Here is a 19,192-nt window from a genome sequence, read left to right as displayed (position 1 = left end):
CGGCGGCGACGGGCACGACCTGGGGAGGTCGGCCGGGATCCCACCCGCGAGGCGGCGGGATCCCGGCACCGCCCGATCCCTGAGCCTCAGACGGCGAAGTCGCGGACCGGCTCGGTGGTGGCGGCCGGTGGGGCAGCTTTCCACACCCCGGCCTTTTGCACCGCGAGCCGGGACAGATATGCCGGATTTAGCAGAATGTAGCGTTTCCAGAGCCGCTTAGGCTCAAGGCCGAGCCGCCACAACCACTCGAGCGAATACTTCTGCATCCACGGCGGCGGGTTTCGCAGCAGTCCCGCGTGATAGTCGAAGGCCGCACCCACGGCCAGCAGCGGCATGTCCAACAGCGGGCGCATCGCGTGCGCCCAGATTTCCTGCCGCGGACAGCCGAGACCCACCAGCACGATCCGGGCTCCCGAAGCCTTGATCCGGTCGGCGATCTCCACCTCTTCGCCGGGGCGGTTGCTGCGGAACTTGGAGGATTCCACGCCGGCGAGCTTGAGCGCGGGGAACATTTTCTCCAGCGCCGGGATGAGCCGGTCCAGGGTGGATTCGGTCGACCCGTACAGATAGACGGGTAGGCCCTCAGCCGCGGCCTGGCGCAGAACGCGCAGCGTGAGCTCCGGACCGTAGACGCGGTCCGCGAGATCGGCGCCGTGCAGGAGATTGAGAGCGCCGCGGACGGGCTGGCCGTCCGGCGTCACGAGATCGAAGGAGTTCAGTCGGGCGTTGTGCGCTTTGTTCTGTACGCCGGTCATCACGCCATGCACGGCGAGCGCGGTGACCGCGTAGTGCCGGCGTTCCCGGGCCGCGTCGAGAATCTTGGCCGTGGCGGCGTCGTAGTCGACCGCGTCGACCAGGACGCCGAGGACATTGCGCTTGCCCCGGTCGATCATGGAGTGGGGACCCACTTGTCGACGTTCGCCTCGTAGATCTCCTGGAGGATCATCGGCACGTCGTAGACCTGCTTCCATTCCGGGTAGTCGGCCTGGAAGGCGGCCATCGAGCCGATCCACCACTGGTGGTCGCCGATCCGGTTGTCGTCGACGTACTCGGTGATCATCTCGGTGCCGCTGATCTTCGCCGCGAGCGCGAACGCCTCGAGGTTCGAGCAGTTCGAGTGCCGCCCGCCACCCAGGTTGTAAATCTTGGCCGAGCCCGGGTTCCGGAAGAACGCCTCGAACGCGCTGAGCACATCGTGGCTGTGAATCGCGTCGCGGACCTGCTTGCCCTTGTAGCCGAAAATCCGGTACGTCCGCCGTTCCATGTTCGCGCGCATGACGTACCCAAGGAAGCCGTGCAGCTCGGTCGCGGAGTGGGCCGGACCGGTGAGCGTGCCACCCCGGAAGATCGCCGTCTTCATCCCGAAATAGCGACCGTATTCCTGCGCCATGACGTCCGCTGCCACCTTCGAAGCACCGAAGATCGAGTGCAGGCAGCTGTCGATCGACATGTCCTCGGTGATGCCCTCGTAGTAAGGATGCGCCGGGTCGAGCTCCCAGCGCGTCTCCTGCTCTACGAGCGGCAACCGGTTCGGGGTGTCCCCGTAAACCTTGTTGGTCGAGCAGTGGATGAACGGCGCCTCGATGCAGTGTTCCCGGGTGTTCTGCAACATCGTCAGCGTGCCGCCGGCATTCACATCGAAGTCCGTGTACGGATCCCGCACCGCCCAGTCATGCGACGGCTGCGCCGCCGCATGGATCACCACGGCGATGTCCTTCTGATACCGCTGGAAGATCCGAGCCACCGCATCCCGGTCCCGGATGTCCACCCCATGGTGCTCGTACGCAGAACCAAGATCAGCACTCAGTCGCTGCACATTCCACGCGGTCGAGGCCTCCGCCCCGAAGAACTCCTGCCGCATGTCGTTGTCGATCCCGACCACATCAAGGCCCAGCCCGGCAAAGTGCCGCACGGCTTCAGACCCGATAAGGCCACCTGACCCGGTCACCAGAGCAACGGCCACGAGCAGACTCTCCAGACGGTCTCGGCAGCGAAAACCAGATGAGAGCATAGCCCGCCCCCACCCACCGCCCACGAATCACCCAAACGAAGTCAGCCCAACAGACGACCAGCAAACAAAGACCCCGACCAAAGCCAAGAAAGAACCAACACCACCCCCCAGAACCAGCGCCAACCCCACCAAAGCAGAGCCACCCGCAACAACCAGCCCCAGCCACACCAAAGCGCCGCCACCCGCAAGAACCAGCCCCAGCCACACCAAAGCGCCGCCAGCCGTAACGAAGCGGCGCCAGCCGTAACGAAGCGGCGCCAGCCGTAACGAAGCGGCGCCAGCCGCACTAAATCGTCACCAAGAGTGAATCAAGAGCGGCGCAGCCGCCCGAGTCACCCACAGTGACCATCCCACGAACCGCGCCACCGCACCGTGGGGCTTCCGGGGGCTCGGCCCCCGGAGCAGACAAAAAAGAGCGACCCCAGGTCCGCGCTTTCCGCGGACAGGGATCGCCCAGTCGCTCGTGGGGATGGGGGGAGTTGAACCCCCACGTCCTTTCGGACACACGGACCTGAACCGTGCGCGTCTGCCATTCCGCCACATCCCCGTGGCACTACTTCGGTCGGAACAGATTACGCTGTCCCTCGTTACATCGCGAGCAGGTACTGCCCGTGACGCCAGGGAAGATTAGCACGGCGGCGTGGGCCGTTATACGAGGGTCAGGAGCGACCGGTCGTCCGGTGCGAAGATGCGCAAGCGGCGGCCGGATACCATCATGTCCTCGGAACCCGAGGAGGAGCCGGTGAGCGTGCTGCAGCGCTTTGAGAAGCGATTGGAAGGCCTGGTCGAGGGGGCCTTCGCGAAGGTGTTCAAGGGTGTCGTGCACCCGGTGGAGATTCTGAACGCCATGCAGCGGGAGGCCGAGGCACACAAGGCTATCCTCGCTGGTGGCCGGACTCTCGTGCCGAATCGCTACGTGATCGATCTCTCGCCGTACGACCACAGCAGGTTGGCGCCGTATGCCGCCGCGTTGGCCCAGGAGTTGGCCCAGTCGCAGGCGGAGTTCATCGGCGAGCAGGCCTGGACGGTCTACGGCGATGTGATTGTGGAGATCGAGCGGGGCGACGGGCTCGACACGGGCATGTTCCGGGTGACGGCGGAGGTGTACACCGGCGGCGAGGTCGCCCCGGTGCAGCAGCCGGCCTATGACGCCCAGCCCGCGTATTCGCCGTATGACCAGCAACAGCAGCAGGGTGGGTACCAGCAGCACGGGCACAATGGGCGCAGTGTGGGCCTGGTGTCGGGCGACGGGCGTACCTATCCCTTGCAGATGGGGTCGACGGTGATCGGCCGGGGTGACCAGGCGAATCTGCGGCTGCCGGATGTCGGCATCTCGCGGCGCCACGCCCGGCTGGATTATGACGGCAGCCAGGTGGTGTTGACCGATCTGGGTTCGACGAACGGCACGATGGTGAATGGTCAGCGGGTGTCTGCTGTGGCGCTGAACCCGGGCGACATGATCCAGCTGGGCACCACGACGTTGACGTTCCGAGTGGACGGCTAGTCACCTTGCCCGAATTCGTCCTCACCGTCGCCCGCTTCGGGTTCCTCATCCTGCTGTGGATCTTCGTGTTCACCGTGGTGGGGGTCATCCGGAAGGATCTGTTCGCCGGCGTCCGGTCAAAGAGCATTGTCGCTTCGCCCCGTGGGGTGGGTGGCGTGATGGCTCCTGGCCGGCCGGCGAAGGCGAAGCGTGGCAAGGCGGCGCGACAGCTTGTCGTGACCGCCGGGCAGTTGGCCGGCACCCGGATCACGCTCGGTGAGGCTCAGATCACGATAGGTCGAGCCGAGGATTCCACGCTCGTCATCACCGATGATTTCGCGTCCGCTCGCCACGCCCGGCTCGTGCCGCGCGACGGGCAGTGGTTCGTCGAGGACCTCGGCTCGACGAACGGGACCTACCTCGATCGCGGTAAGGTCTCCGGACCTACTCCCGTCCCCCTTGGCGTGCCGATCCGGATCGGCCGCACTTCTCTCGAGTTACGGCCATGACCCTGACCCTGCGCTACGCCGCCCAGAGTGACCGCGGTCTGATCCGAGACGGAAACCAAGATTCCGTCTACGCCGGACCGCGGCTGCTCGCCGTCGCCGACGGCATGGGCGGCATGGCCGCCGGTGACGTCGCCAGCAACATCGTCATAGCCGCCATGGCTCCGCTGGACGAGGACGTGCCGGGCGACGCGCTCGTCGATGCCCTGCGTCACGCCGTCGGGCAGGCCAATCAGCAGCTGCGGGACACCGTCGATGCCAACCCTCAGTTGGAGGGAATGGGCACCACGCTGACCGCCGTGCTGTTCTCCGGCAGCAAGATCGGCATGGTGCATATCGGTGACTCGCGTGCCTACCTGATCCGGCAGGGCGAGTTTTCGCAGATCACCAAGGACGACACCTACGTCCAGATGCTGGTCGACGAGGGTCGGATCAGCCCGGAGGAGGCGAGCAGCCACCCGCAGCGGTCGCTGCTGACCCGGGCGCTCGACGGCCGGGACATCGATCCGGAATATTCCGTACGCCAGGTGCTCAAGGGTGACCGCTATCTGATCTGTTCGGACGGTCTGTCCGGTGTGGTCAGTGCGGAGACGATCGGCGAGAGCATGCGGGACATCGCGGACCCGCAACTCTGCGTGGAGCGCCTGGTGCAGCTCGCGCTGCGTGGGGGCGGCCCGGACAACATCACCGTGGTGGTGGCCGACGCCACCGACGCGGACATCGTCGAGCAGGCGCCGATCGTGGGCGGTGCGGCCGCCCGGGACCGCGGCAACTCGACGGTGGCCGACAGTTCCAGTGCGGCGGCTCGTGCGGCCGCACTCCAGAAGCCGCCCCGGCCGGCCCAGCCCGAGGCCGCGGCGTACGAGCGGGACGAACCGGAAGCGCCCAAGCGGCACCCGGTGCGTACCGCGCTGCTCGTCCTGTTGTTGATCGCCTTTCTGGGCGGCGGGCTCTGGACGGGCTGGAAGTACACCCAGGAGCAGTATTACGTCGGCGCCACCGAACAGGGCCAGCTGGCGATCTTCCAGGGCGTGCCCGGGGAGGTCGCGGGTCTCGACCTGTCGAGCGTCAACGAGACCAGTGCCGCCCGCCTGGACGACCTCACCACGGTCGCGCAGGAGCGGGTCAAGCAGGGCATCCACGCGGACAACAAGTCAGACGCGCAGCGCCGGCTGCTCGAGCTGACCAGCGAGGACGCGTCCAACCCGAACCTCAAGCCGGTGTGCGCGCCGAGCGCCGTGCCGTCGGTCAACCCGACGGTGAACCCTCCGCTCGCGTCGGCCGGCAGCCCGTCTGCTCCCGCGCGGGGTTCGTCCGCCCCGGCTCCCGATCTCGTGCCTGCCGCCCCTCCGGTTTCCCAGCCCTCGGTCACGCCCCCGCCGGTCACCAACGACCCGGTCGGGTGCCGGCCCGTGGACTGAGCGCCGCCGACCGAAGTCTGGGGATCACCTCTTGACCGCGCCCGCACTACCGGCTCCCACACCCGCTCCCACGGGTGAGATGCCGCGCATCCCGGGCACGAAGACGGGGCGCAACTCCGAGCTCGGTCTGCTGTTGTTCGCGATGGTGATCGTGGCGCTGTTCTACGTCACCGTCGAGATGCACCAGCTCGACACGGTGACCTCGACGTTCTGGGTGCCGCCGCTGCTGTTGGGCGTCCTCTTCGTCGGCCTGCACTTCGTCGTGCGCTTCGCCGCACCGCACGCCGATCCGGTGCTGATCCCGACCGTTGCCTTGATCAACGGCCTCGGTGTCGCCTTCCAGCGCCGGCTGGACATCGAGAATTCCCTCGCCAACAAGATCCCCCTTCCGGGCACCTTCTCCGGCATCAGCGGCAAGCAACTCCTCTGGACGTTGCTCGCGCTGATCCTGGCGGCGGGACTGTTGCTCATCGTCCGGGACCACAAGATCGTTTCGCGGTACGCGTACACATTGGGCCTGGTCGGTATCGTCCTGGTGATGCTGCCGGCGGTCCTGCCGGCATCGATCTCCGAGATCAACGGCGCACGTCTCTGGATCAGGTTCGGCAACTCCTTCTCGATCCAGCCGGGCGAATTCGCGAAGCTGGCGCTGGTGTCCTTCTTCGCGTACTACCTGGTGCGCAAGCGTGAGGTGCTGTCGCTCGCCAGCCGCCGCTTCCTCGGCATCGACTTTCCCCGCGGGCGCGACCTCGGCCCGGTCGTCACCGTGTGGCTGCTGTCGCTGCTCGTCCTGGTCTTCGAGAAGGACCTCGGCACCGCCCTGCTGTACTTCGGCCTGTTCGTGGTCACGCTGTACGTCGCCACCGAGCGGGCGAGCTGGCTGATCATCGGCCTGGTGATGTTCTTCGGCGGCGTCTACGTGGCCTACCTGCTGGGTGAGGCCGTGGGTGGTCCGTTCCTCAACTTCTACGACCGGGCCTCGGTGTGGCTCGACCCGTTCGACCCCGAGTACTACAACCGCAAGTTCGGCAGCAGTTTCCAGCTCGTCCAGGGCCTACTCGGCCTCGGCACCGGTGGGATGTTCGGCTCCGGGCCGGGCGCCGGCTCGCCGTTCCAGGTGCCCGAGGTGCGCACCGACTTCATCTTCGCCGGCATGGGCGAGGAGATCGGCCTGTTCGGGCTCGCCGCCCTGCTCATCTGTTACCTGCTGGTCGTCGAGCGGGGTCTGCGCGCGGCGCTGGGCGTCCGCGATTCGTTCGGCAAGCTCGTGGCCGGCGGCATGGCATTCACGCTCGGGCTGCAGGTGTTCGTGATCCTGGGCGGGATCACCGGCCTGATTCCGCTCACTGGTCAGACGACGCCGTTCCTGTCCGCCGGTGGTTCGTCGTTGATGGCGAACTGGCTGCTGATCGCGATGCTCCTGCGCATCTCGGACGCCGGTCGCAAGCCCGCCGCGGGTGGACCAGCGACACCAGCCACCGGGCCGAAGCAACCACCCGCTCAGCTCCACGGCGCCATGACGGAGGTGATCAAGCCGTGAACGCTCCCCTGCGCAAGGCCGGCGTGGTCATCCTCGTCCTCTTCGGCCTGCTCTTCGCCAACCTGAACTGGATCCAGGCGTACAAGGCCGACGACTACCGCACCAGCGACTACAACGGCCGGGTGCAGGTCGCCGAATACGAAGTGCCCCGCGGGGTCATCGAGGCCGGCGGTCAGCCGTTGGCCGAGAGCAAGGCGACCGACGGCAACCTCAAGTTCCTGCGGGTCTACCCGGAGAAGCAGGTGTACGCCCCGGTGCTCGGCTTCAAGCCGGTCAACATCGGCAAGGTCGGCATCGAGCGCAGCGAGAACGACTTCCTCTCCGGCGCCAGCGACAAGCTGCTCGCCGACCGGATCAGTGCCATGTTCACCGGCGACGCGCCCGGCGGCGGCAACGTCATCCTGTCGTTGAAGCCGAAGGCGCAGGAAGCCGCCTGGAAGCAGCTCACCAACAACGAGGGTGGGGCGACGAAGGGTTCCGCTGTCGCCATCGATCCGCGGACGGGCGCGATCCAGGCGATGGTCTCGTTCCCCAGCTTCGACCCCAACCCGCTGGTGTCGCACGACGTCAAGGCCGCGGGCAAGGCGTACGAAGAGCTGAACAAGGACAAAGACAAGCCGATGCTCAACCGGGCGACGTCCGAGACGTACCCGCCCGGCTCGGTCATGAAGGTCATCGTCTCGTCGGCGGCGCTGAAGAACGGCTACTCGCAGGAAACCGACATCCCGGCGGGTCCGGAGTTCATCGCGCCGGGCGCGGGCAACCCGATCCGCAACGCCGTGGACAGCGTTTGCCCCCAGTCCGAGGTAACGCTGAAGGTGGCACTGCGGGACAGCTGCAACACCGGCTTCGCCAAGCTCGGTGTCAAGCTGGGCGCCGACAAGATCAAGGGCGAGGCCGAGGCGTGGGGCTTCGAGCAGGACGACCTCACCATCGGCAACCTCAAGGGCGACGGTCTCCCGATCGCGGCCAGCCGACACGGCGCCATGCAGAACCCGGACGGCGGCACCGACCAGGCCGCGCTGGCCCAGTCGTCGATCGGCCAGAACGACGTACGGATGACCACCGTCGAGGGTGCGCTGATGGCGGCCACCGTGGCGAACGGCGGCAAGCAGATGCGGCCGTACCTGGTGCAACAGCTGCTCAGCGCGGACCGGCGGCCGATCTACAACGCCAACCCGGAAGCTCTGCGGACGCCCACCAACGAAGGCGTGGCCGGCGACCTCAAGGAAATGATGGTCAACGTCGTCGAGAACGGCACCGGCACCAACGCGCGGATCGACGGATTCGAGGTGGGCGGCAAGACGGGTACGGCCGAAAACGCCGCGGGCGAGGACCCGCACGGCTGGTTCGTCGGCTTCGCGTTCAAGGACGGGCAGCCGGTCTCGGCGGTCTGCGTCATGTTGGAGCGGGTGCCCGCCTCGCACGGCAGCGCCGAGGCCGCCCGGATCGCGGGGCTCATCATGAAGGCCGCGGCCGGCGGGGGAAACGACTGAAATGATCAGCCCTGGAGTCACCCTTGGTGGCCGGTACCGCTTGGACGAGCGGATCGCCGGTGGCGGAATGGGCGACGTATGGCGTGGCACCGACGAGGTGCTCGGCCGTACGGTCGCGGTGAAGATCTTGCTGCCCGCCCTGCTGGACGAGCCCGGTTTCGCCGAGCGCTTCCGCGGCGAGGCCCGCACGATGGCAACCATCAACCACCCCGGCGTGGTGGACGTCTACGACTACGGCAGCGACCAGCAACTCGCGTTCCTGGTGATGGAATACGTCGAGGGCGACGCCCTGTCCCGCACGCTCAGCCGGGTCGGCCGGCTCACCCCCGCGCGCACGATGGCGCTGGTGGCACAGGCGGCAGATGCCCTGCAGGCCGCCCACGCGAACGGGATCGTGCACCGCGACGTCAAGCCCGGCAACCTACTGGTACGCCCGAACGGCACGCTCGTCCTCACCGACTTCGGCATCGCCCGCTCGGCACTCGTCGGCCAGCTCACCGTCGCCGGCTCGGTCCTGGGCACCGCCTCGTACATCTCGCCCGAGCAGGCCTCGGGTGCCACCGCCACGGCAGCGTCCGATGTGTACGCGCTGGGCGTGGTCGCGTACCAGTGCCTCTCCGGGCACCGGCCCTTCGACGGTGCTACGCCGATCGAGATCGCGATGAAGCACGTCCGGGACAACCCGCGCCCGCTGCCGGCCGACATTCCGCCGGCGGTGCGAGCAATCGTTGATCGCGCGATGGCTAAGGACCCGGGCACTCGGTGGCCCACCGCGTCAGCGATGGCCGCGGTGGCCCGACAGGCCGCCTCGTCGTTGACCACGCAGGTGCACCAGCCGGCCGTCAACGGTTCGGCCCCGGTCCATCACCCGCAGAACGGCCCTGCGACCCCGATCCGGCCGCAGTCGGGTGGTCCGGCGATGGCAAACCGGCCGCATTCGGGCGCACCGACATCCGGCCCGCCCCATCACCCGCACTCCGGGCAGGCCCGGCCGCCTTATCCGCCGGTGCCCCGGCCGGTGTCGGGCGGGCAGGGCGCGCGGGGCGCGGCTTCGGTGCCGCCGCTGCAGCAGCCGTACCGGCATCCGTCGGCGCCGCCGCTGCAGCAGCACCCGCAGTCGGCGCCCGGTAAGCAGACAGACAACTCGGGTGGCCGGCAGGTCCTGATCGTGCTGGCCGTCGTGCTGGCACTGTTGGTGCTGCTGTGTGCCGGCGTGATTTCCTTCCTGCTGAAAGAGGGGAAGGACAGCACCGCCTTCGGCGCGGCCGGATCATCGGCGGCGGCGTCGTCGTACCGTCTTACGAAGCAGGCTGGCGTCCCGCACAGCCCGTACCCCGCAACCGAAGGACGACAGAGGCTATGACGGCGCAGGCCCGCCTGCTGGGTGGCAGGTATCAGGTCGGCGAGCTGCTCGGTTACGGCGGCATGGCCGAGGTGCATCGTGGTCGGGACCTCCGGCTCGGCCGGGACGTGGCGATCAAGATGCTGCGGTCCGACCTGGCCCGGGACGCCACCTTCCAGGAACGGTTCCGGCGCGAGGCGCAAAACTCGGCTGCCCTGAACCACCCGGCGATCGTCGCTGTCTATGACACGGGCGAGGAGACCTCGCCGACGAACGAGAAGCAGCCGTTCATCGTCATGGAGTTCGTCAACGGGCGCACCCTCAAGGAGGTGTTGGCGGCCGAGCAGCGGATCCAGCCGCGCCGCGCGCTCGAAATGATCGCCGACATCTGCGCCGCGCTGGAGTTCAGCCACCGGCACGGCATCATCCACCGGGACATCAAGCCCGGCAACGTGATGATCACGCAGAACGGCCAGGTCAAGGTCATGGACTTCGGCATCGCCCGGGCCCTGGCGAGCGGCGCGACCACCATGACCCAGACCAGTGCGGTCATCGGTACGGCCCAATACCTCTCCCCGGAGCAGGCCCGCGGCGAATCGGTCGACGCCCGCTCCGACGTGTACGCCGCCGGCTGTGTCCTCTTCGAGCTCCTGGTCGGCCACCCGCCCTTCGTCGGTGACAGCCCGGTCAGCGTGGCGTACCAGCACGTCCGCGAGGACCCGAAGGCGCCGAGCGACATCAACCACGAGGTCGGCCCGGACATCGACGCGATCGTCCTCAAGGCGCTCGCGAAGAACCCGCTCAACCGCTACCAGAGCGCCCAGGAGATGCGCGCGGACGCCCTGCGCGCGGTCTCCGGCCGGCCTGTCATGGCTACCCCGGTCATGAACGAGGCCGAGACCATCGCCATGGGCGGGCTGGGTCAGGCGCCCACGGCGATGACCCGCCCGATTCCGGCCGGGGCGACCGGCCCGCACGGCCCGCAGCAGCCGGAACGCAAGACATCATCTTGGGTGATGGCGGTGCTCGCGGCCCTCGGCGTCCTCGCGGTGGTCGCCCTCGGTGTCGGTCTGGCCCTGTCCAACCGGGACGACAAGGAGACACCGCCGGCCGAAGCCCAGGTGCCCAAGGTCACCAAGATGACGGAGGACCAGGCGCGCAATGCGCTGGAGAAAGCCGGCTTCACGAAGATCGGGTTCGCTGATCCGAAGCAGACGACCGACTGTGGCGACAAGAATGTCGTGGGGCAGGATCCTGCCGCGAATTCGACGCTGGCGGTCGACCAGACGGTCACTCTCACCCTGTGCGTGCTTCCGGACAAGGTCCGCGTGCCCGACAACCTGAGGGGCAGCCAGCGGAGCCTGGCCGAGGACACGTTGCGCGGACTGAAGCTGGAACCGGTCTTCGAGGACGTGGACTCCGATGCACCCGAAAACGTGGTGATCGAGATCCCGTCCGCGGGCAAGCAGGTCAATGTCGGCTCGAAGGTCACCGTGCGGGTTTCCAGGGGCAACCTGGTCGAGGTGCCTGACGTGCGTACGTTGACGGAGAAAGACGCCATCGCGAAGCTCGAGAAGGCTGGCTTCAGCAACGTCAACGTGGACGAGACGAACGAGACAGGCGGCCAGCCCGGCACCGTGCTCCGGCAGACGCCGGACGGGGGGCAGAAGCGCACCAAGTCGACGCAGATCACCCTGTTCGTCATCGCCGAGAACGTGCCCAACCCGAATCCTTCGTCGGGCGCGCCGTCCACCCCGCCCGGCGGCGGAGACGGCGGTGGGACCGGCAACGGCCTCATCGGCGGCGGCCTGATCGGCTGAGTTCGACCGACCGAGAGCTCCGGCTGGGAGCTCTCGGCGTCGAGCCGTCAGGCGGAGGCGAAGGCAGCGCGGCGGCGGGTCTCCACCTCAGCGGCCAGCTCCGGGGCGCGGTCCCGTGCCTCGGGCAGTCCGCACACCGTGAGCCAGTTCGCCAGCATGGTGTGCCCGCCCTCGGTCAGGACCGACTCCGGGTGGAACTGGACGCCCTCGATCGGCAGCGAGCGGTGCCGCATAGCCATCACCACGCCGGACTCCGTCCAGCCGGTGGCCTCGAGCTCGTCCGGCAGCGTCTCGGGCACGACCGCCAACGAGTGGTAGCGGGTCGCTGTGAACGGGTCGGGCAGCCCGTCCAGCACACCAGCGCCCTTGTGACGCACCAGCGAAGTCTTGCCGTGCAGCAGCTCCGGAGCGCGAGTCACGGTGGCGCCAAAGGCCGCGCCGATCGCCTGGTGGCCGAGGCAGACGCCGAACAGGGGAAGCTTGCCGGCGTACTCGCGGATGACGTCCATGGTGATCCCGGCCCGTTCGGGGGTGCCTGGGCCGGGAGAAAGCAGGACACCCGCAGCGCCGAAGTCGCCGACGTCGGCGACGGAGATCTCGTCGTTGCGGCGCACCTCGCAGTCGGCGCCGAGCTGGCCGAGGTACTGCACGATGTTGAACACGAACGAGTCGTAATTGTCGATCACAAGGATGCGCACGCGGGACCCGCCTAGCTCGCCGAAGGTGCGGGATTGTTGGTGTGCACCGGGTACGGAATCTCGTCCGGCCCGAGGTCGGTGCCGGCCGGCACCTGGTTCGGGTCGAGTTGCTCCGTGCCGACCTGCACGTCGTCGAAGGGCAGCAGCGGGGTCGCCCAGGGGAAGACGACATACCAGAGCAGCGAACCGATCGTCACGGCCAGCACGAGTGAGCCGGTCACTTTGCCCCACAGGCCGAAGGGCAGCTTTCGCCAGATCCAGGCGTACACGGTCCTCCCTAGGCCTTCATCTCGGCGGGTTTGCCGGCGTCGGGCAGCTGGGCATCGCGCTTGACGGTGTTCACCAGCTCCGCGTGCACGATGAGTCGCTGATAGTTGTCGAACTTCGGGTTGCACGTGGTGAGGGTCAGCAGCGCCTTCGTGGGCTTCTTGCCGGGCTGGTTGGGCACCGGGGCGACCACCTCCACCTGGCTCGGTTTGACGATTTCGCTGTCGGTGACCTTGTAGATGAACCAGCTGTTGCGCGTCTCGACACCCACCACGTCACCGGGCTTGAGCTCGTCCAGCCGATAGAAGATCGTGCGGATGCGGTGGCCGGCGACGGAGAAGTTGCCGACCTTACCCGGCTGGGCGGTGTCCGGGTAGTGACCGGGTGCGTACCGGATGTCCTCGGGACGGACACCGTCGACAACCACCCATTTCATGTCGAACTTGGGAATATAGAGCCGGCCGACCAGGCCTTTGCCCGGTGCTGCGGGAGCCTTCTTGGTCGGCCCGGCGGAGCTCGGTGCCACGGTCGGGTCATTCCACTGCTGGTCCAACGCGTTGGCGAGAGTGTCCTGCTCGTCCTCCACCGCGGCGGAGTTGCCAAACACCTCGTACCCGGCGAACAACAGCACGACCAGGCCGAAGGTGATCATCAGCTCGCCACCGACCCGGATGCCGGAGCGGATCCGCGAGCCAATGGTCGGCCGGGTCAGTTCGGAATACACGCTCTTATAGCCCTCGTCAGTCTGCTCGGGCCGCAGCTGCACGACCTTCCCGCGCTTAGGCTTCGCGTCCTCCGCCGGCCTTTCGGCATCCTTCCGGCCCGCCGCGGCGGCCGCAGCCGCCGCCACCGAAGCAGCCCCGACACCGTCACCCTTGTCGCCGGTCGCCCTACGTTCCGGCTTCCGTACGGCCGGAAGCAAACTGGTCGGTCCGTCAGCAGCCGGAATCACCGCGGTGGCAGACGGATCCTGTCGCGCCGCCCCGCCCGGCCCAGCACCGTCACCAGCCGCCCGCGCCCCTTGGGCCCGCCGCCGCCCGCTGTCACGTCGTCCGCCGTCGAACTGCTCACCGAGGCCCGAGTCAGTGCTCACCGCTTGGCCGACGTGGGAGCTATTCCCGGCGGCGCCGTGGGGGCCGACGAACGGCGGGTGGTCGTGGCCTGGCTCCGTCGGCTGGCCGGGGCCGACGAACGGCGGGTGGTCGTGGCCTGGCTCCGACGGCTGGCCGGGACCGACGAATGGCGCGTAGTTATGCCCCGGCTCTGATTGTCGGCCGGGGCTGGTGAACGGCGCATGGTCACGGCCGGGGGCCGAGGCGTGGTCGTAGCCGGAGGCCGCACTCGTTCCTGGCAGCCCGGCCTGTCCGTTAGCGGGCGACGCGCCTGTGGCCTGCATCGGCGAGACCGGCGCGGAGGCGGCGCGCGCGGGAGAGACCGGCGCGCCAACCGCCGGTGCACCCGCGGTAGGCGGGCGCATGGGGCCTGATGGCGCGTTTCGACCGGGCATACCAGCGCGTGCAGCAGGCACTCCACCTGCGTAGCTGCCAGGACGGATCGGACCCGTGCCTGGCCCACCACCACCTGGCGGCACCGAAACCTTCGCCGTTCCCGCGCGTTCGCCTGGCGGCACTGAGACTTGTGCGGTTCCCGCGCGTTCGCCGGGCGGTGTCGGGACCCGGCCTGTTCCGGCGCGCTCGCCGGGGGGTGCTGAGACCTGTGCTGTCCCTGCGCGCTCGCCGGGTGGTACGGAGACCTGTGCTGTCCCTGCCCGCTCGCCGGGCGGTGTCGGGATCCGAGCTGATCCTGAGCGTTCGCTTGGTGGGACCTGCGCCGCTCCCGCGCGTTCGCTGGGTGGAGTAGGGACCCGGGCTGATCCTGAGCGCCGGCCCGGAGGCGGGGATAGCGGGGCTGCAGCTGGGGGAGTGGGCACCGCGGCCGATCCTGCGGGACTGGCGGCGCCACGTGGTGCGGCGGCCGGGGCGTTTGCGCGGCCGGCGGGGCTCTGCGGCCGGACCGAAGCCACGGCACGGCCCGGGACGCCGGTGCGGGGAGCCGGGGCGGCGGGGTGCGATGCGGCGGGGTGCGATGCGGCGGGGTGTGATGCGGCGGGGTGTGTTGGAACGGGGTGCGTTGTGGCGGGGTGTGCCGCGGATCGGGGCGGTCTGCCGTGGTCGGGGCCGAGCAGGCCGACCGGGGGTTCCAGCGGGCCGCCGGGCACGCCATCGGGCGACGCGTCGGTGATGCGGGGGATGAACGCTGTCTGGGCGTCGCCGTCCGGCGCGCGGTGCCGACCCGAATTTGCGGCGCCTTCGGTGTTGTCCGAGGGCACCATCACTCGGTGACCTCGGCGGATCGGAGGTCACTCGACCCGTCGTAAGCCCCCACTGTCACGTTCCTCTCGACGGTTTCCGCGTAGCCGAGGCCGTAATCGGCGACCGCGACGCGGAACTGTTGAACTCCTTCTGCGGACTCCAACGCCCGACGCAGCGCCGTGGGTTCGCCGATCGCCGTGATCTTGAAGGGTGGCGAGAAGACTTGGCCGTGTAGCAGCAGCGTATTGCCCACACAGCGTACCGCGCTCGTGGAGATGACGCGGACATCCATGATCGACATTGCCTCGGCCCCACCAGCCCAAAGGGCGTTGACGACCGCTTGCACGTCGCCCTGGTGGACGACCAAATCGTCATTTTGGGGGGCATCGGCGCCGCCGTCGGTGGAGCGCCGGGCGGAATCGTTGAGCGACACCGTGAGACCGGGGCCACGCAGCGCGGTGAAGCCGGCCGGTTCGCGCATCCCGTCGGCACGCTGGCGGGCCTTCTTGACCGGCTGGTCCACGTCGGCGAGCCGCGCGGCATCCTGGTCCACGGCGGTGCGGAGCGCGGCGGCCTGCTCCTCGCGCGCCTCCAGCCGTACGCGTTTGTCCGAGATCAGCTGGGCGAGTTGCGGCCGGCGGTCGTCGCGCAAAGCCGTACCGTCGGCGGTGGTCGCGGAGGTGGTAAACAGCAGGCCCGCCGCGAGCGCGATCAGCGGGACCCCCACTGACCAGCCTCTTTGTCGTTGTCCTCGGTGTCGCGGTCGAAGCCCGCCGAGGGCTCGGCGCAGCACGAGTCGCCACGAGGGCGTCCCCGTGGTGTACTCCACGTCGGTCTTCCTCCCGTGCTGGTCCGAAAAACCCACCGGCGGGTGCCTGTGCGCGCGCCGGTTTGACTACGCTAGCTGTCGAACACTATTCGCCACAGGCAGCTTTTGGGGTCCCCGGAGCCGCTCAGGGGTGGGTTGTTCACCACTTGTCGCCCTCAGGAGAGCGCCGTGCCGAAGTCACAGGTTCGCAAGAAGAAGGTCTACACGCCGCCGACGGATGTCCGTCCCGCGGTTGCGGCTGCGTCCAAGAAGCCCAGCCCGGTCTGGGTGCCTGCCTCGGCGGTCTTCCTGATCGTGTTCGGCATCGCGTGGCTGGTGGTCTATTACCTCTCGGATCAGCAGTGGCCGGTCGAGTCGTGGCGCTTCTGGAACCTGGCTGTCGGCTTCGGCTGCATGGTTGCCTCTCTGGGAATCCTCTCTCGCTGGCGCTAGCCGCCCGTAAAGTCTGCTTTAGTCCGATCGCGCACCTCAGGGCTGATCTTGCCCATGGGGTGCGCTTTCGGCTGAGGTGAGAGCGAGAAGTCCCGGGGTGGCCGGGTGAGACGAACTCAACCGCCTCGCCCGCATGCAGATTGATTACCCGTGGGTAACATAGGTCGGCACGACCGACCGAGGAGGCACAAGGCAGATGGGCATCGCGCAGATCGTCGCCACCATTCTGGCGGGAGCCGTCACCATCGTGGCGCTCTCTCTCGCGGTGCGCGCCGTCACGTCCATGACCGCGGTGATCCGTCAGGGCCAGCCCGATCCGACGCGCTTTGACAACAAGGGCACGCGGACGAAGACAATGCTGGTCGAGACTCTGGGCCACACCCGGATGCTCAAGTGGGGCGTGGTCGGCGCGGCGCACTGGTTCGTGATGGTCTCCTTCATGATCCTGTTCCTGCTGGTCGTCGAGGCGTACTTCGAGATCGCCGACCCCGCGGGTGGCCTGCCGCTGGTCGGGCACTGGGTGGTCTACGGCCTGGTCACCGAGTGGATCGGCATCCTCGGTCTCGCCGGCATCCTGGTGCTGATCGCGATCCGCCAGGCCAACAAGCCGGGCAAGCGCAAGCTGTCCCGCTTCACCGGCTCCACGATGTGGCAGGCCTACTTCGTCGAGGCGATCATCGTCGGCGTCATGGTCTGCGGGTTCCTCATCCGCGGCTTCAAGGTCGCCAACGAGACCTTCGAATACCCGGCCTGGGCCACCCCGCTCAGCCACGGCGTCGGCGCGCTGCTGCCCGCGGCGAAGGACGGACCTACCTGGGTCGGCCTGGTCAAGATCTGCATCTCGATGGGCTGGATGATCACCATCTCGCTCAACGTGACGATGGGTGTCGCCTGGCACCGGTTCCTGGCCTTCTTCAACATCTTCTTCAAGCGCAGCCCAGAGAAGCTCGCCGGTTCCGGCCTCGGCGCCCTCAAGCCGATGATGAGCGACGGCAAGCCCCTCGACTTCGAGGAGGCGGACCCGGAGAAGGACCAGTTCGGCGTTGCCCAGGTCGAGCAGTTCACCTGGAAGGGCCTGCTCGACTTCTCCACCTGCACGGAGTGCGGCCGCTGCCAGTCGCAGTGCCCGGCCTGGAACACGGCGAAGCCACTGTCACCCAAGCTGATGGTGCTGTCCCTGCGCGACCACGCGTACGCGAAAGCGCCGTATTTGCTCGCCGGCGGAGGCAAGGACCTCACGGGCGAGGAGAAGGGCACCGAGGAGCAGCTCAAGGGCGTGGACGTCCTGGCGCTCGCCGAGGCCGACCGACCGCTGATCGGCGGTGTCGACGAGAACGGCATCATCGATCCGGACGTGCTGTGGAGCTGCACCACCTGTGGCGCCTGTGTCGAGCAGTGCCCGGTGGACATCGAGCACATCGACCACATCGTCGACATGCGCCGCTACCAGGTGCTGATCGAGTCGAACTTCCCGGCCGAAGCCGGCGTCATGCTGCGCAACCTGGAGAACAAGGGCAACCCCTGGGGCGCGCCGCAGAACACCCGCGAGGACTGGACCAAGGGCCTCGACTTCGAGATCAAGCGGGTCGGCGAGGCCGAGTTCGACTACCTGTTCTGGGTCGGCTGCGCCGGCGCCTTCGAGGACCGCGCCAAGAAGACCACCCGCGCGGTCGCCACGCTGCTGCACGAGGCGGGCGTCGACTTCGCGATCCTCGGCGAGGGCGAGACCTGCACCGGTGACCCGGCCCGCCGGATCGGCAACGAGTTCATCTACCAGATGCTGGCCCAGCAGAACGTGGAGACGCTGCAGGAGGCCCAGGTCAAGCGGATCGTCGCGACCTGCCCGCACTGCTTCAACACCCTCGGCAATGAGTACGAGCAGCTTGGCCTGAAGGTCGAGGTCGTGCACCACACCCAGCTGCTGGCCCACCTGGTCGCTGAGGGCAAGCTCACCCCGGTGCAGCCGGTCGACGGCGGCGTCACCTACCACGACCCCTGCTACCTGGGTCGGCACAACCGGGTCTTCGAAGCGCCGCGCGAGGTGCTGGGCAGCGCCATCGAGGGCGGCCTGACCGAGATGCCGCGTAACTCCGAACGCTCCTTCTGCTGTGGCGCCGGCGGTGCCCGCATGTGGATGGAGGAGAAGATCGGCAAGCGGATCAACGTGGAGCGCACCGAGGAGGCCCTGGCTACCGGCGCCAAGACCATCGCGGTCGGCTGCCCGTTCTGCTACACGATGATCGGCGACGGTGTCACCGGCAAGGGCGAGCAGGAGAACGTCGAGGTCATCGACGTCGCCAGCGTGCTGCTGCGCAGCATCAAGGGCGACAAGGCGACGACCTAGAGCGGTCCTACGAGGTGGCGGCACCGGTCGCCGCCACCGTCGCGCCGATCATGATGGCGGCCTGGATCTCCTCGATCGCCTTCTTGACCGCCGCCGCGGCCCAGGAGCCTTGGGAGATCTCCGCCAGGCGGGTCTTGACCTGCTGCCGGTCCAGGTCGCGGAACACCTTGCGATCCATGCCGGTCGCGCCGACCAGCGCACACAGGGCAGCGGTGCGGGGCTCGACCGGCCCGGTGTCCTGCACCGCGGCGGTCAGCCGCTGGCGGGCCTCGGTCTCCGGCACCGGCTCCACCCCGTGCGGCGCGGGGTAGCGGGTGCGGGGGAAGACGAGCAGCACCTTGTCCTGCTCGCGGGTCAGCACACCAGCGGCCACGAGTCGGTCCAGCGTCCGCTGCCGGGCGTCCTTGGCGAACGTCGTCACCCAGTGACCGGGCTTGCGGCTCTTAGGGTCGGCGACGATCCGGGCGAGCGCGTCGTCCACGAGCGGATCACCCACCGGCGCCGGGTTGCCCACCACGATCTTCTTGTCCTCGACGGCGACCCGCTCGGCCAGCGCCAACTCGAGCAGCAACGCCCCGCCCAGCCCGATGGTGAGCCGAGTGCCGTCGAGTTCCGGAGAGCCGTCATCGCGGTAGGCGAGCAGGACAAATTCCTCGGCGAGGTTCATCCGCCCACGCTAACTCCGAGGCAC

At 68.2% G+C, this 19,192-nt stretch carries 17 protein-coding genes and 1 tRNA gene; 10 read left to right on the top strand and 8 right to left on the bottom strand.

Annotation, left to right across the window (positions count from 1 at the left end; translation table 11 throughout):
• Positions 1-86: 86 nt before the first annotated feature.
• From ACIA1L_RS23090 to ACIA1L_RS23080, 3 genes are all read right to left on the bottom strand, one after another.
• Positions 87-908 (bottom strand): WecB/TagA/CpsF family glycosyltransferase, encoded by an 822-nt coding sequence (locus ACIA1L_RS23090; protein WP_396074938.1) that lies wholly within the window; start codon positions 906-908, stop codon positions 87-89.
• Positions 890-1,963: an NAD-dependent epimerase/dehydratase family protein gene (locus tag ACIA1L_RS23085; RefSeq protein ID WP_396074937.1), complete on the bottom strand. Its 1,074-nt coding sequence runs from the start codon at positions 1,961-1,963 to the stop codon at positions 890-892. The genes ACIA1L_RS23090 and ACIA1L_RS23085 overlap by 19 nt, the downstream gene beginning before the upstream one ends.
• Before the next feature lie 512 nt (positions 1,964-2,475).
• A tRNA-Leu gene (locus ACIA1L_RS23080) sits at positions 2,476-2,558 on the bottom strand.
• 168 nt (positions 2,559-2,726) lie between these two features.
• On the opposite strand from ACIA1L_RS23080, the gene ACIA1L_RS23075 reads away from it, so the two are divergent.
• From ACIA1L_RS23075 to pknB, 7 genes are all read left to right on the top strand, one after another.
• On the top strand, positions 2,727-3,515 hold the full coding sequence (locus ACIA1L_RS23075) for an FhaA domain-containing protein (RefSeq protein WP_396075117.1): 789 nt from the start codon (positions 2,727-2,729) through the stop codon (positions 3,513-3,515).
• A gap of 5 nt (positions 3,516-3,520) precedes the next feature.
• Positions 3,521-4,003 (top strand): FHA domain-containing protein, encoded by a 483-nt coding sequence (locus ACIA1L_RS23070; protein WP_396074936.1) that lies wholly within the window; start codon positions 3,521-3,523, stop codon positions 4,001-4,003.
• Positions 4,000-5,421: a protein phosphatase 2C domain-containing protein gene (locus tag ACIA1L_RS23065; protein ID WP_396074935.1), complete on the top strand. Its 1,422-nt coding sequence runs from the start codon at positions 4,000-4,002 to the stop codon at positions 5,419-5,421. The genes ACIA1L_RS23070 and ACIA1L_RS23065 overlap by 4 nt, the downstream gene beginning before the upstream one ends.
• Positions 5,422-5,500: 79 nt before the next feature.
• Positions 5,501-6,961, top strand: coding sequence for an FtsW/RodA/SpoVE family cell cycle protein (locus ACIA1L_RS23060; RefSeq protein ID WP_396075116.1), 1,461 nt, complete (start codon positions 5,501-5,503; stop codon positions 6,959-6,961).
• Positions 6,958-8,457, top strand: coding sequence for a penicillin-binding transpeptidase domain-containing protein (locus tag ACIA1L_RS23055; protein WP_396074934.1), 1,500 nt, complete (start codon positions 6,958-6,960; stop codon positions 8,455-8,457). The genes ACIA1L_RS23060 and ACIA1L_RS23055 overlap by 4 nt, the downstream gene beginning before the upstream one ends.
• A gap of 1 nt (position 8,458) precedes the next feature.
• The gene (locus tag ACIA1L_RS23050; RefSeq protein ID WP_396074933.1) at positions 8,459-9,820 is read left to right on the top strand and encodes a serine/threonine-protein kinase; all 1,362 of its coding nucleotides are present in this window, start codon (positions 8,459-8,461) and stop codon (positions 9,818-9,820) included.
• On the top strand, positions 9,817-11,619 hold the full coding sequence (pknB, locus tag ACIA1L_RS23045; protein ID WP_396074932.1) for a Stk1 family PASTA domain-containing Ser/Thr kinase: 1,803 nt from the start codon (positions 9,817-9,819) through the stop codon (positions 11,617-11,619). Before ACIA1L_RS23050 ends, pknB begins: the two co-directional genes overlap by 4 nt.
• Positions 11,620-11,666: 47 nt before the next feature.
• On the opposite strand, the gene ACIA1L_RS23040 is transcribed toward pknB, so the two are convergent.
• Genes ACIA1L_RS23040 through ACIA1L_RS23030 form a run of 3 tightly spaced genes read right to left on the bottom strand, consistent with a single transcriptional unit; the run spans position 11,667 to position 13,677 of the window.
• On the bottom strand, positions 11,667-12,317 hold the full coding sequence (locus ACIA1L_RS23040) for an aminodeoxychorismate/anthranilate synthase component II (RefSeq protein ID WP_396074931.1): 651 nt from the start codon (positions 12,315-12,317) through the stop codon (positions 11,667-11,669).
• An 11-nt stretch (positions 12,318-12,328) separates the two neighbouring features.
• Positions 12,329-12,586 carry a hypothetical protein gene (locus tag ACIA1L_RS23035; protein ID WP_396074930.1) on the bottom strand — a complete coding sequence of 86 codons (258 nt, stop codon included), beginning with the start codon at positions 12,584-12,586 and terminating at the stop codon, positions 12,329-12,331.
• 8 nt (positions 12,587-12,594) lie between these two features.
• Complete coding sequence (locus tag ACIA1L_RS23030; protein ID WP_396074929.1) at positions 12,595-13,677, bottom strand: class E sortase; 1,083 nt, start codon at positions 13,675-13,677, stop codon at positions 12,595-12,597.
• A 3-nt stretch (positions 13,678-13,680) separates the two neighbouring features.
• On the opposite strand from ACIA1L_RS23030, the gene ACIA1L_RS23025 reads away from it, so the two are divergent.
• Positions 13,681-13,851 carry a hypothetical protein gene (locus ACIA1L_RS23025; RefSeq protein ID WP_396074928.1) on the top strand — a complete coding sequence of 57 codons (171 nt, stop codon included), beginning with the start codon at positions 13,681-13,683 and terminating at the stop codon, positions 13,849-13,851.
• Positions 13,852-14,915: 1,064 nt separating this feature from the next.
• Here the strand turns inward: ACIA1L_RS23025 and ACIA1L_RS23020 are convergent.
• Positions 14,916-15,725 carry a DUF881 domain-containing protein gene (locus ACIA1L_RS23020; protein ID WP_396074927.1) on the bottom strand — a complete coding sequence of 270 codons (810 nt, stop codon included), beginning with the start codon at positions 15,723-15,725 and terminating at the stop codon, positions 14,916-14,918.
• 168 nt (positions 15,726-15,893) lie between these two features.
• Here ACIA1L_RS23020 and ACIA1L_RS23015 point away from each other — a divergent pair, with 168 nt between their 5' ends.
• Together ACIA1L_RS23015 and ACIA1L_RS23010 are read left to right on the top strand one after the other, a co-directional pair.
• Positions 15,894-16,157 (top strand): cell division protein CrgA, encoded by a 264-nt coding sequence (locus ACIA1L_RS23015; RefSeq protein WP_396074926.1) that lies wholly within the window; start codon positions 15,894-15,896, stop codon positions 16,155-16,157.
• 196 nt (positions 16,158-16,353) lie between these two features.
• A complete protein-coding gene (locus ACIA1L_RS23010; RefSeq protein WP_396074925.1) occupies positions 16,354-18,501 on the top strand; it encodes a (Fe-S)-binding protein in 2,148 nt (715 codons plus the stop codon).
• 7 nt (positions 18,502-18,508) lie between these two features.
• On the opposite strand, the gene ACIA1L_RS23005 is transcribed toward ACIA1L_RS23010, so the two are convergent.
• Positions 18,509-19,168, bottom strand: a complete 660-nt coding sequence (locus ACIA1L_RS23005) for a GPP34 family phosphoprotein (RefSeq protein ID WP_396074924.1) — start codon at positions 19,166-19,168, stop codon at positions 18,509-18,511.
• Positions 19,169-19,192 lie beyond the last annotated feature (24 nt).

The sequence above is a fragment of the Actinoplanes sp. NPDC051859 genome, from assembly GCF_044452725.1.
In the GTDB taxonomy this organism is placed as follows: Bacteria; Actinomycetota; Actinomycetes; order Mycobacteriales; family Micromonosporaceae; genus Actinoplanes.
This window is presented reverse-complemented; position numbering and strand designations above follow the sequence as displayed.